The 12,992-nt window shown below is 70.6% G+C and carries 8 protein-coding genes; 2 read left to right on the top strand and 6 right to left on the bottom strand.

Features of this window, described 5'->3' with window-relative positions; all coding sequences use genetic code 11:
• Positions 1-68: 68 nt before the first annotated feature.
• Complete coding sequence (locus tag PV396_RS19845) at positions 69-938, top strand: Cof-type HAD-IIB family hydrolase (RefSeq protein ID WP_319206261.1); 870 nt, start codon at positions 69-71, stop codon at positions 936-938.
• 36 nt (positions 939-974) lie between these two features.
• Here PV396_RS19845 and PV396_RS19840 read toward each other — a convergent pair whose 3' ends face one another.
• The 6 genes from PV396_RS19840 to hisC all read right to left on the bottom strand — a co-directional run bounded on the left by PV396_RS19840 (position 975) and on the right by hisC (position 11,224).
• Complete coding sequence (locus PV396_RS19840) at positions 975-2,042, bottom strand: M23 family metallopeptidase (protein ID WP_319206259.1); 1,068 nt, start codon at positions 2,040-2,042, stop codon at positions 975-977.
• 102 nt (positions 2,043-2,144) lie between these two features.
• Complete coding sequence (locus PV396_RS19835; RefSeq protein ID WP_319206257.1) at positions 2,145-3,659, bottom strand: GAF domain-containing protein; 1,515 nt, start codon at positions 3,657-3,659, stop codon at positions 2,145-2,147.
• Between the two features lie 68 nt (positions 3,660-3,727).
• Positions 3,728-7,255: a thiol reductant ABC exporter subunit CydD gene (gene cydD / locus PV396_RS19830; protein WP_416071436.1), complete on the bottom strand. Its 3,528-nt coding sequence runs from the start codon at positions 7,253-7,255 to the stop codon at positions 3,728-3,730.
• Between the two features lie 87 nt (positions 7,256-7,342).
• Positions 7,343-8,347: a cytochrome d ubiquinol oxidase subunit II gene (cydB, locus tag PV396_RS19825; protein WP_319206253.1), complete on the bottom strand. Its 1,005-nt coding sequence runs from the start codon at positions 8,345-8,347 to the stop codon at positions 7,343-7,345.
• A 21-nt stretch (positions 8,348-8,368) separates the two neighbouring features.
• Positions 8,369-9,877 (bottom strand): cytochrome ubiquinol oxidase subunit I, encoded by a 1,509-nt coding sequence (locus tag PV396_RS19820; RefSeq protein WP_319206251.1) that lies wholly within the window; start codon positions 9,875-9,877, stop codon positions 8,369-8,371.
• Between the two features lie 267 nt (positions 9,878-10,144).
• Positions 10,145-11,224 carry a histidinol-phosphate transaminase gene (gene hisC / locus PV396_RS19815; RefSeq protein WP_319206249.1) on the bottom strand — a complete coding sequence of 360 codons (1,080 nt, stop codon included), beginning with the start codon at positions 11,222-11,224 and terminating at the stop codon, positions 10,145-10,147.
• 470 nt (positions 11,225-11,694) lie between these two features.
• Between hisC and PV396_RS19810 the strand changes: the two genes are divergently transcribed.
• The gene (locus tag PV396_RS19810) at positions 11,695-12,807 is read left to right on the top strand and encodes a LacI family DNA-binding transcriptional regulator (protein WP_319206247.1); all 1,113 of its coding nucleotides are present in this window, start codon (positions 11,695-11,697) and stop codon (positions 12,805-12,807) included.
• Positions 12,808-12,992: the final 185 nt, after the last annotated feature.

Raw genomic sequence — 12,992 nt, 5'->3', positions numbered from 1 at the left:
GCCAGGGCGGCCACTCACCTGTGCGGGCTCCCGCACGGCCGTGCACGCGCATACGGGAGAATGGCCGGGTGACCTCAGCGACCCGAGAGCCCGAGACCCCCGCCGCCGCCCTTCCCGTCCGGCTGATCGCCACCGACCTCGACGGCACACTGCTGCGCGACGACAAGTCGGTGTCCCCGCGCACGGTCGCCGCGCTGGCCGCCGCCGAGGCCGCGGGCGTCGAGGTCTTCTTCGTCACGGGCCGCCCGGCCCGCTGGATGGACGTCGTGAGCGAGCACGTCCACGGTCACGGTCTGGCGATCTGCGGCAACGGCGCCGCCGTGGTGGACCTGCACGGCGGCGCGGGTGCCCACCGCTTCGTGAAGGTGCGGGAGCTGGCCAGGGAGAACGCGCTGGACGCCGTACGGCTGCTGCGCGACGCCGCGCCGGGGACCGTGTACGCCGTGGAGCAGACGTACGGCTTCCACCAGGAGCCGGAGTATCCGAAGCTACACATGGAGGTGCCGGACAATCTGGCGCCCGCCGAGAAGCTGCTGGCTCCGGGCGGTCCGAGCGACGGTGAGCCCGTGCTCAAGATCCTCGCCTACCACCGCACGATCGACCCCGACGCGTTCCTCACCACCGCCCGGATCGCGATCGGCGACCGCGCCACCGTCACCCGCTCCAGCCCCAGCGCCCTGCTGGAGATCAGCGGCCCCGGTGTCTCCAAGGCGAGCACGCTGGCCCTGTCCTGTGCCGAGCGGGGCATCTCGGCCGAGGAGGTCGTCGCCTTCGGGGACATGCCGAACGACATCGAGATGCTGACCTGGGCGGGCCGGTCCTACGCCATGGGCAACGCGCATCCCGCCGTCCTCGCGGCGGCCTCGGGCCGGACGGCGCCCAACAACGAGGACGGCGTGGCCGTGGTGATCGAGCGACTGCTCGCGGAACGCCTCTGAGGATGCCGCCGTACGGGGGCAACTCCTGGCCGGGCCCTACAACTGCACCCCCCGCGCCGTCAGCCATGCGGCCGGGTCCACTCCCGACCCGAGTTCCGGTGTGACGCGTACCTCGAAGTGCAGATGCGGGCCCGTCGAGTTGCCGGTCGTGCCGGTCTGCCCGATCCACTGGCCCGGGGTCACCCGCTGCCCCTGGTCGACGGTGACGGCGGCGAGGTGCGCGTACTGCGTGTAGTAGCCCCCGGGGTGCTCGATCACGATCTCGATGCCGAAGGCGCCCCCGCACGACACCGACACCACGGTGCCGGCACCGACCGCCCGCACGGGGGTGCCGATCGGCACCGCGAAGTCCTGCCCGGTGTGCCCGTTCGCCCACCGGTCGCCGCCGCTGCCGAAACTCGCGGACAGTTCGTATGTCTCCACGGGAGTGACGTACTCCGGCAGGGTCCCCGGGTCCGGCTGGTCGAGCCGGACGGCTCCCCGGCAGGAGCCCGCCGCGACCGAGGCGTCGGCCCGGCCCTGGAGCGTCCAGCGGGCCTCTTCGAGCTTCGCCTCGATCGTCCGCTTCAGCTCGGCGATCTCCCTCTTGCGCCGCTCCAGCTTCTGCCGCTGCGCCGCCGCCTTCGCCTCGTCGGCGGCGAGCCGGGCCTCCGCGCGCCGGCTCTTGTCGATCGCGTTGTTGACGGCCAGGTCCGCCTGCCAGACAGCACGCTGACCGCGCATCAGCTCCTCGGGATTGTCCGCGAGCAGCATCTGCGCGGTCAGCGGCAGTCCGCCGCCGCTGCGGTACTGGCCGCGGGCGATGCGGCCCAGATCCTCGTGCAGGACGGCGATGTCACGCCGTTCGCGGGCGAGGAGCTCCTCGTACCGCCGGGCCCTGGCGCCCTCCACCTCGGACTCGCGCCGCACGGCCTCGTACTGCTGCGTCACCACGGCGGCATCGGCGTACAGCCTGGTGACCTCGGCGCTGAGGCCCGAGTCCGTTCCGGCGTCCGGTCCGGGGTCCGCGTCCTCGCCCAGGGCCGCCGTGGGCCGGGCGACCAGCATCGCGAGCGCGCACAGCAGCGCCGGAACGAACAGCGGATGACGGCGATGTGAGCCCATGTCAGCGATCGTGTACCGCAAACCGGAACCGGTGCCTGTTCAAGTCGTACGCCTGGGGGACCCGTTGCCACGAACGGCGCAGCAACCGGATGTGCGGCAGGCTCAGTACGGCGCCTGCCACACCACCGTCGTACCGCCGCCGTCGGGCCCGCTGCCGGGTCCGTGCCCGCTGTCGCCGCCCAGCGACTCGGCGCGGCGCTTCAGGTTTCTGAGGCCGCTGCGCCGACCGCCCTCGGGGATGCCCACACCGTCGTCGGCCACGGTCAGCCGTACCCCCGGCCGGCCGTCGGGCAGGGTCGCGTTCGCGTCGACGACGACATCGATCCGGGACGCGCCGGCGTGGCGGAAGGCGTTGGACAGCCCCTCGCGGAGGGCGGCGACAAGATTCCTGCCGGTCGGGTCGCCGACGGCGGTGTCGACCGGGCCGACCATCCGGAGCGAGGGCTCGAATCCGAGCGCCACGGCGGCCATGTGGATCTCCCGCTCCACCCGCGCGGACAGCTCGGACGGGACTTCGCCGGGGTCGTCCTGGAGCGCGAAGATCGCGGTGCGGATCTCCTGGATGGTGATGTCGAGTTCGTCGACGGCCCTGCCGACCCCGCTCCGGACCTCGGGGGCCACGGACCCGCGCTGGGCGCTTTCCAGCATCATCCCGGTGGCGAACAGCCGTTGGATGACTAGATCGTGCAGGTCACGGGCGATCCGGTCGCGGTCCTCGTACACGGCGAGCCGTTCCCGGTCGCGCTGTGCCTCGGCCATCATCAGCGCGAGCGCGGCCTGCGCGGCGAACTGGACGGCGAGCGCGCGCTCCGTCTCCGTGAACGCGCGCTCTCCCCGTGCGCGGGGCATGACGAGGCTCCCGACCACGCGGCCGTCGCTCTGCAGGGGCAGCAGCATGGTGGGCCCGTAGTCGCCCGTGAGGCCGGTGTGCGGTGCGAGCCGGGGGTCGGTGGCCGCGTCCGCGACGAACACCGGCTCGCCGTCGAGGAGTTCGGCGACCACCTCGCTGTCCGGCGGGACGATCGCGCCGAGCGCGTCGAAGGGTGGTTCCGCGTCCACGGCGACGATCTCCAGGCCGCCCTCGTCGGCGGACAGCAGCACGATCCCGGCCGCGGCCCCGGCGAGCCGGCGGGCCTGTTCGGCGACGATCCGGAGGGAGTCGCCGATGTCGCCGCCCAAGAGGAGCGCGGTGGTCACGGCCACGGACCCGTCGATCCAGCGGTCGCGCTGCCGGGCGGCCTCGTACAGGCGGGCGTTGCCGATGGCGATGCCCGCCTCGGTGGCCAGCACGCGGATCAGGGTCAGGTCGTGCTCGGTGAACGGACCGCCGCCGTGCCTTTCCCCCAGATAGAGGTTTCCCAGGACCTCGCCGTGCACCCGGATCGGCTCGACCCACCGCACGGTCTCCTCGTCGACGCCGTGGTGCACGAAGTCGGCGAAGCCGGTGCCGTCCTCGGCGAGGACGCCGATGGCCACGCGTCGGGCGTCCACCAGGGCGGTGGCCGTCGCACAGATCCGCTCCAGAGTGGCATGCGGCCCGAGCCCGCTCCCGACGGCCCGCATGGCTTCCAGCAGCTGCGGCACGCACGGCTCGGGACGGGGCGGTTGGTCGGGCATCCCACGAGCCTAGTTAGTACTCTTTGTCCCCGAAAGTCGAGTTGGCGGGACCCCCTGACGGCAGGAGATCAACTCACCGACGCCACCGACGCCAACCGCTCGGACTCCGCCTCCCGCTCCGCCATCCTCCGCAGCGGCCCTTCGACGGCGACCAGCTCCGCGTACGTCCCGCGCTGCACGACCCGCCCCCTGTCCAGCACGATCACCTCGTCCACGGCGTCGAGACCGGCCAGCCGGTGGGTGATGAGCAGCATCGTATGGCCCTCGGTCGCGGCCATCAGATCCGCGGTGAGGGCGTCGGCGGTCGGCAGGTCGAGGTGTTCGGCGGGTTCGTCGAGCACGAGCACCGGGAAGTCCGCGAGCAACGCCCGCGCGAGCGCCAGCCGCTGCCGCTGCCCGCCGGACAGGCGAGCCCCGTGCTCGCCGACCAGTGTGTCGAGTCCGTCCGGCAGCGACTCGGCCCAGTCCAGCAGCCGCGCCCGCGCGAGGGCACCGCGCAGGTCGCCCTCGCTCGCGTCCTTCTTCGCCAGCAGCAGGTTCTCGCGTACCGAACTGTCGAAGAGGTGCGCGTCCTGGGCACACAGCCCGACCAGCCGCCGTACGTCGTCGCCGTCCAGCGCGTACGCGTCCACGCCGCCCAGCGTGTAGCTGCCGGCGTCGGCGTCAAGGAACCGCAGGAGCACCTGCGCGAGGGTCGTCTTGCCCGACCCGGAGGGACCGACGACGGCGATCCGGCGCCCTTCGTGCAGGGTGAGGTCGAGGCCGGAAAGCGCGTCCCGGCCCTGTCCTGCGTGGCGGGCGGACAGCTCCCTGACGACGACCGGAAACGGCGACAGCGGCGCGGGGAGCGGCACTTCGGGTTCGCGTACGGGCTCAGGAGCGTCCAGGACCTCGTACACGCGCTCCGCGCTCCTGCGCACCCGCTGCCGGTAGCGCACGGCGAGCGGCAGCCCGAGGACGGCTTCGAAGGCGGCCAGGGGAGTGAGGACGACCACGGCCGTCACCACTCCGTCGAGTCGCCCGTCGGCGACGCCCTGGGCAGCCACGAGGGCGGCGCCCGCCACGGTCAGCCCGGACAGCAGCGCGGTGAGCCCGTCGCCGAGCGCGGTGGCCGTGGCGCCGCGCGAGGCGATCCGGGTGAGCGCGGAGTCGGCCCGCCGCACCTGCTCGGTACGTGCCTTCAGGGCGCCCGCGACCGTCGACTCGGCGGTTCCGGTCAGCAGGTCGGTGACCTGCGTGGCGAGTGCCCCGCGGGCCGGGGCGAGCCGGCGTTCCGCGTGCCGTGCCACGGCACTGGTCACGAGGGGGACACCAACGCCGGCCGCGAGCAGCCCGGCGGCCAGGACGGCTCCGGCCTCGGGCAGCAGCCACGCCGTGAACCCGACGGAGGCGGCGGAGACGACAAGGGCGGCCCCGGCGGGCAGCAGCCAGCGCAGCCAGTAGTCCTGGAGTGCGTCCACATCGGCGACGAGCCGCGACAGCAGGTCGCCTCGCCGGGTCGTGCGCAGTCCCGCGGGCGCCAGCCGCTCCAGCCTCCGGTAGACAGCCACCCGGGTGTCGGCGAGCATCCGCAGCACGGCGTCGTGCGACACCAGCCTCTCGGCGTACCGGAAGACGGCCCGCCCGATCCCGAAGGCCCGGGTGGCCGTCACCGCGACCATCAGATACAGCACAGGGGGCTGCTGCGAGGCCCGTGAGATGAGCCACCCCGAGGTGGCCATGAGCCCGACGGCACTCCCGAGGGCGAGACTCCCGAGCAGCAGCGCAAGTCCGAGCCGCCCTCGCCGGGCCCCGGACATGGCACGCACCCGGGCGAGCACCCCGAGTCGCCCTGCGGGAGCGCCGGGTACGAGTTCTTCCTCGTCGAGCACGGGCAGCCGTACACCCTGCGAACCGTCCACAAGGAGCCCGTCGCCGCCGGAGGAACCGTCGGCCTGCGCAGAACCGGAGAGGTGCGCAGGGGGAACAGCCTCCTCCAACCGCACCACCCGGTCCGCCACCGCCAGCAGCGCCGGCCGATGCACGACCAGCAGGACCGTCCGTCCGACGGCCAGGCGCCGTACGGCGGCCACGACCTCGGCCTCGGTCCCCCCGTCCAGCGCGGCCGTCGGCTCGTCGAGCAGCAGCACAGGCCGGTCCGCGAGGAACGCCCGGGCCAGCGCCAGCCGTTGCCGCTGCCCGGCGGACAGCCCGGCCCCGTCCTCACCGAGCTTCGCGTGGACACCCTCGGGCAGCGCGTCCACGAACTCCAGCGCACCGGCGTCGGCCAGCGCCCCGCGTACGGCGGTGTCGTCGGCGTCGGGCCGGGCCAGCCGTATGTTCTCGGCGATCGACCCGGCGAACAGATGCGGCCGCTGCGGCACCCAGGCCACCCGCGCACGCCACTGCTCCAGATCGAGGCCGGCGAGGTCGGCGCCCCCGACCGACACCCGCCCGTTTGTCGGCCGCACGAACCCGAGCAGCACGTGCAGCAGCGTCGACTTGCCCGCGCCGCTCGGTCCGACGAGCGCGACCGTCTCGCCGGCCTCGACAGCGAAGGACACGTCCGCCACCGCGTCCACCGACCGCCCGGGATACCGGACCGTCACGCCGTCGAGGACCACCCCGCCCTCCGGGGCCACCCCGGTCCCGGACTCGGGGACCGGGGTCTCCAGCACGGCGAAGATCTCCTCGGCCGCGGCCAGCCCCTCGGCCGCCGCGTGGAACTGGGCGCCCACCTGTCGCAGCGGGAGATACGCCTCGGGAGCGAGGATGAGAATGACCAGCCCGATGTACAGGTCCATCTCGCCGTGCACGAGCCGCATACCAATGGTCACCGCGACGAGCGCCACGGACAGAGTCGCCAGCAGTTCCAGCGCGAAGGACGAGATGAAGGCGATACGCAGGGTCCGCATCGTCGCCTGCCGGTACTCACCGGTGATCCGCCGGATCGACTCGGCCTGCGCCTTGGCCCGGCCGAACACCTTCAGCGTCGGCAGCCCGGCGACGACATCGAGGAAGTGGCCCGCCAGCCTGGACAGCAACCGCCACTGACGGTCCATGTGGGACTGCGTGGCCCAGCCGATCAGCACCATGAAGGCCGGAATGAGCGGCAGGGTACCGACGATGATCGCGGCCGACACCCAGTCCTCGGTGACGATCCGGGCCAGCACGGCCACGGGCACGACGACCGCGAGCCCCAACTGAGGCAGATAGCGCGAGAAGTAGTCGTCGAGCGCGTCGACTCCCCGGGTCGCGAGGGCCACCAGCGACCCGGTCCGCTGCCCGCCGAGCCATTCGGGGCCGAGTGCGACGGACCGCTCCAGCAACCGCCCGCGCAGCTCCGACTTCACCGCCGCACTCGTACGGTGCGCGGCCAGCTCGGTGAGCCAGGAGACCACCGCACGACCACCGGCGACGGCCACCAGCAGCAAAAGGGGCGTACGGAGTTCGGAGACCGACAGTCCGTGCTGGAAGGCGCCGACCACCACTTCGGCGATGAGCATGGCCTGCGCGACGACCAGCCCCGCGCCGACAGCACCGAGGCCGACGACCGCCAGCAGGAAACGGCGTGTGGCACCGGCGTACCGGAGGAGCCGGGGATCGATTGGTTTCACGTGAAACATGCCCTTCGGTCCAGGGAGTCGGGTTCGCGATGTTTCACGTGAAACATCGCGAGCCCGTCTGCCGTAGACAGAGACGACTCAGTGCGTGGCCTCGGCGAGGTGCTGCGTGCCGATCCGCTTGCGGAACACCCAGTACGTCCAGCCCTGGTAGAGCAGGACCATCGGGGTGGCGATCCCGGCACACCACGTCATGATCTTCAGCGTGTACGGGCTCGATGACGCGTTGGTGACCGTGAGGTTCCAGTCGGCGTTGAGCGACGACGGCATGACGTTCGGGAAGAGCGTCAGGAACAGCGTCGCGACAGCGGCCACGATGGTGACACCGGAGAACGCGAACGCCCAGCCCTCACGCCCCTTTCGGGCCGCCCCCAGGGCGAGGACAAGGGCCAGCACGGCCACGACCGACGCGGCCAGGGAGCCGCCGTCACCCTTGTCCGCCTGGGTCCAGCTCAGGAAAGCGAGGGCGACGACCGCGGCCAAAAGGCCGACACGGACCGCCAGTTTCCGGGCCCGTTCCCGGATGTCCCCGACCGTCTTGAGACCGACGAACACCGTGCCGTGGAAGGTGAACAGCGACAGGGTGACCAGGCCGCCGAGCAGCGCGTACGGGTTGAGCAGGTCGGCGAGGCTGCCGACGTACTCGAAGTGCTTGTCGATCTTCACCCCGCGCACGATGTTGGCGAAGGCCACGCCCCAGAGGAACGCCGGGAGGAGGGAGGTCCAGAAGATCGCGGTCTCCCAGTTGCGCTGCCAGTTCTCCTCGGGCCGCTTCACGCGGTACTCGAAGGCGACACCCCGCACGATCAGGCACACCAGGATGAGCAGCAGAGGCAGATAGAAGCCGGAGAAGAGGGTGGCGTACCACTCGGGGAAGGCGGCGAAGGTCGCACCGCCCGCCGAGAGCAGCCACACCTCGTTGCCGTCCCAGACGGGCCCGATGGTGTTGATGAGGACCCGCTTCTCGGCCCGGTTACGGGCGAGCAGTTTGGTGAGGACACCGACCCCGAAGTCGAAGCCCTCCAGGAAGAAGTAGCCGATCCACAGGACGGCTATGAGGACGAACCAGACGTCGTGAAGTTCCATGGCGATTCCAGCTCCCTGGGCCTAGTAGGAGAAGGCCATCGGCTTGTCGGCGTCCTGCGGGTCGCCGCCGATCTTCTTGGGCGGGTTGAGGTCGGCCTCGGTCAGTTCGGGCGGTCCGGCCTTGACGTACTTCACGAGGAGCTTGACCTCGATGACGGCGAGAATCGCGTAGAGCGAGGTGAAGACGGTCATCGAGGTGAGGATCTCCCACTGCGAGACCCCGGGGGAGACGGCGTCCCGGGTCTGGAAGATGCCGTACACGACCCACGGCTGCCGGCCCATCTCGGTGAAGATCCAGCCCCAGGAACTGGCGATCAGCGGGAAGCCCAGGGTGAGGATCGCGATGCGCCAGTACCACTTGGTGAGCGTCGGGCCCAGTGCCTTCCCGGGCAGCAGCGAGAGGTGGGGCACCTCGTCGTCACCGACCCGCAGATGCCGCGGCAGCATGAACTTCTTGCGGGTCAGCCAGAGTCCGGCCAGCCCGATCGCGAAGGAGGTCATGCCGAAGCCGATCATCCAGCGGAAGCCCCAGTAGGCCACCGGGATGTTGGGCCGGTAGTCGCCGGGCCCGAACTTCTCCTGCTCGGCCTTGTTGACGTCGTTGATGCCCGGGACGTACGAGCTGAAGTCGTCGTTGGCCAGGAAGGACAGCAGGCCCGGGATCTCGACGGCGACCTTGTTGTGGCCGGCGTCGACATCGCCGTAGGCGAAGACCGAGAAGGGCGCGGGCGCCTCGCCGTCCCAGAGGGCCTCGGCGGCGGCCATCTTCATCGGCTGCTGCTTGAACATGACCTTGCCGAGGAAGTCCCCGCTGACCGCGGTGAGCAGACCGCCGATGACGACGGTGACCAGGCCGAGCCGCAGCGAGGTCTTCATCACCTCGATGTGCTTCTTGCGCGTCAGATGGAAGGCGGCGATGCCGACCATGAAGGCGCCACCCGTGAGGAAGGCCGCGGAGAGGGTGTGGAAGACCTGGGTCAGCGCGGTGTTCTGCGTGAGGACCAGCCAGAAGTCGGTGAGTTCGGCACGGCCCTTCTGCTCGTTGATCCGGTAGCCGACGGGGTGCTGCATCCAGGAATTGGCCGCGAGGATGAAGTACGCCGACAGTATCGTGCCGATCGAGACCATCCAGATGCAGGCCAGATGGATCCTCTTCGGCAGCTTGTCCCAGCCGAAGATCCACAGCCCGATGAAGGTGGACTCGAAGAAGAAGGCGATCAGCGCCTCGAAGGCGAGCGGGGCACCGAAGACATCGCCGACGAAGCGCGAGTAGTCGGACCAGTTCATACCGAACTGGAACTCCTGGACGATGCCTGTGACGACACCCATGGCGATGTTGATCAGGAAGAGCTTGCCCCAGAACTTGGTGGCCCTGAGGTACTTCTCCTTCTCCGTGCGCACCCAGGCGGTCTGCAGACCGGCGGTGAGCGCGGCGAGGGAGATCGTCAGAGGGACGAACAGGAAGTGGTAGACGGTGGTGATGCCGAACTGCCATCGCGCCAGAGTCTCCGGTGCCAGAGCGATCTCCACATCTCCTCCTTACGAGCCGTGATCATTGCGGCGGTCCGTCCCGGTCGCCGACCCGCACGAGAGGGACAAACGAGACGCGCTTGTGAACGCGTTCACATTCACAAGCAATTATGGCGCATGCCAGTTCGACCAGGGAGACGAGGGGGGCAGAAACAGTCCCCGACCACCCCGGAGTGCGTGATTCAGGGCTGCCGGGACAGCAAAACGGCACGTCACCCGTGGTGAGTGACGTGCCGCACATGGCCGCCGAAGCTGCTCCGAGAGGCCTCAGAACTCCTTGCGGAACATCTCCGCGGTCTTCAGGAAGATGTCGTTCGCCTCGGTCTCGCCGACCGTCACCCGGACTCCCTCGCCAGGGAACGGCCGGACGACCACACCGGCCCGCTCGCACACCGCCGCGAAGTCCACCGTGCGCTCCCCCAGCCGCAGCCACACGAAGTTCGCCTGGCTGTCGGGCACCGTCCAGCCCTGGCCACGCAGACCGTCGACCACCCGCGTGCGCTCCACCACCAGCGAACCGACGCGGCCCAGCAGCGCGTCCTCGGCCCGCAGCGAGGCCACCGCCGCGTCCTGGGCGAGCTGGCTCACACCGAACGGCACCGCCGTCTTGCGCAGCGCCGCCGCCACCGGCTCGTGCGCGATGGCGAAACCGACCCTGAGCCCGGCGAGACCGTACGCCTTGGAGAACGTCCGAAGCACACAGACGTTCGGCCGGTCGCGGTAGAGCGTGACCCCGTCCGGCACCTCGACGTCGCGCACGAACTCCTTGTACGCCTCGTCCAGCACCACCAGAACGTCGCTGGGCACCCGGTCCAGGAACCGCTCCAGCTCGGTCCGCCGGACGGCCGTTCCGGTCGGGTTGTTGGGGTTGCAGACGAAGATCAGCCGGGTCCGGTCGGTGATCGCGTCCGCCATCGCGTCGAGGTCGTGCACATCCCCTGGCGTCAACGGGACCTTGACCGACGTGGCACCACTGATCTGAGTGATGATCGGATAGGCCTCGAAGGACCGCCAGGCGTAGATCACCTCGTCACCGGGCCCACTGGTCGACTGGACCAGCTGCTGTGCGACACCGACCGAGCCGGTACCGGTGGCGACATGGGAGGCCGGCACGGCGAAACGTTCGGCCAGCTCGCTCATGAGCTCCGTACAGGCCATGTCCGGGTAGCGGTTGAAGGTCCCCGCCGCCGCCGTCACGGTCTCCAGCACGCCGGGCAGCGGCGGATAGGGGTTCTCGTTGGAGGACAGCTTGTAGGCCACCGGACCGTCGGCCGCGGCCGGCCTGCCCGGCTTGTAGGTGGGGATACCCTCCAGCTCGGCGCGCAGCCTGGGGCTTGTCTCGCTCACCACAGTCCTCCTCGTGACCACCACCGGCTCGACACGGCCACCCGCTGCCGGTTACCGGGTACCAATGCTTCTCACCTTATGAGGATTCGGCGTCGGCGCGTACGGGTCGGTCGTCTCCGAGACGAGTCCGACGAAGGTGTGCCCGCCTCCCCCGTCCCGCCGGTCCCTCACGCATCGGGGGTATCGCTGTACAAAGTTGTACGAATCAGGGGGCGCATTGTGTGTTTCGGCACGCGCCGGTGGCTCACGCCGTGGCGCGCATCCCTCGTAGAGGTGAGTTGAGACCTCTTCGAGACATCGGCCACTTGGCAGGCCTTTGCGCGCCGACAAGTCACGTAGGTCAGTAATATCGTTCAACTACCTTTCTTTCTAAGCCAGTTGACCGCAATTGACCTTGCAGAAACGTGCCTGCCAACGGCTGCATATGCGTCCGCACTACCCCACCGCATGAGCCCTACTATCGGCTCGCCATGACAGCAGCAGGGAAGCACCAGGTGAGCCGCGCGGAGACAACCCGACGAGCCAGCCGGCCGGGCCGGGCGGGCATCAGAGACGTGGCCGCCGCCGCCGGCGTCTCGATCACGACCGTCTCCGACGCCCTCAACGGAAAGGGCCGGCTCCCGGACGCCACCCGACGCCATGTCCGCGAGGTCGCCGACCGGCTGGGCTACCGCCCGTCGGCCGCGGCCCGAACCCTCCGTACCGGCAAGTCCGGACTGATCGGTCTGACCGTGACGACATACGGGGATGAACCTTTCACCTTCACCGAGTTCGCGTACTTCGCGGAGATGGCGAGGGCCGCCACCTCCGCCGCGCTCGCCCGGGGCTACGCCCTGGTCATCCTCCCCGCGACCTCCCGCCACGACGTGTGGTCGAACGTCGCGCTGGACGGCACCGTCGTCATCGACCCGTCCGACCAGGACCCGGTGGTCAGCGAACTCGTCCGACAGGGGCTGCCCGTGGTCTCCGACGGCCGCCCGGCCGGCTCGCTCCCGGTGACCGCGTGGGTCGACAACGATCACGAGGCGGCCGTCCTGGGCATCCTCGACCACCTGGCCGCCGCCGGCGCCCGCCGCATCGGCCTCCTCACGGGGACCTCCACCGACACCTACACCCACCTCTCCACCACCGCGTACCTGCGCTGGTGCGAGCGGGTCGGCCAGGACCCCGTGTACGAGTCCTACCCGGCCCACGACCCGTGCGCCGGCGCCGTGGCCGCCGACCGGCTGCTGGCCCGCCCGGACCGCCCTGACGCCGTCTACGGCCTCTTCGACCCGAACGGCACGGACCTGCTCGCCGCGGCCCGCCGCTACGGCCTGCGCGTCCCGGAGGACCTCCTGTTGGTCTGCTGCAGCGAGTCCACGGTGTACGCCAACACGGAGCCGCCGATCACCACACTCTCCCTGAAGCCGCGGCGTATCGGCACGGCGGTGATCCAACTCCTGATCGACGCCATCGAGAACGTCGACTCGGACCTCCCCGTCGAGCAGGTGATACCGACCGAGCTGATCGTGCGGACGTCCTCGCAGCGCCGTCCGCCGCGTACGACGGTCAGTCCACCGCGGTCGCCCGAGAAAGGGTGATCCGGGGGCCGTGGTGAGGGGCGGGGACCGTGGGCTTGCGCGGGGCCGGCTCCCGAGGAGCGGGGCCGTACGAGGGGTCGGCCCCGTCGGGGAACGGGAGCCCGGCCCCGTTCAGGCACACGGGCTCCCCAGAGCCGCCACGGCCGACAGGCGCCGGTGTCATGATCGTACGAAGCGTCGATGTC

The organism is Streptomyces sp. ME02-8801-2C, assembly GCF_033793965.1.
GTDB lineage: Bacteria > Actinomycetota > Actinomycetes > Streptomycetales > Streptomycetaceae > Streptomyces.
The sequence above is the reverse complement of the archived record's forward strand: the minus strand, read 5'-3'. Positions and strand labels throughout refer to the sequence as shown.

What these genes read in the sequence shown, in the direction of transcription:
- PV396_RS19835 (WP_319206257.1), bottom strand. Translation starts at nt 3,659, where the DNA reads ATGCCCGACCAACCGCCCCGTCCCGAGCCGTGCGTGCCGCAGCTGCTG.
- PV396_RS19840 (WP_319206259.1), bottom strand. Translation starts at nt 2,042, where the DNA reads ATGGGCTCACATCGCCGTCATCCGCTGTTCGTTCCGGCGCTGCTGTGC.
- PV396_RS19810 (WP_319206247.1), top strand. Translation starts at nt 11,695, where the DNA reads ATGACAGCAGCAGGGAAGCACCAGGTGAGCCGCGCGGAGACAACCCGA.
- cydB (WP_319206253.1), bottom strand. Translation starts at nt 8,347, where the DNA reads ATGGAACTTCACGACGTCTGGTTCGTCCTCATAGCCGTCCTGTGGATC.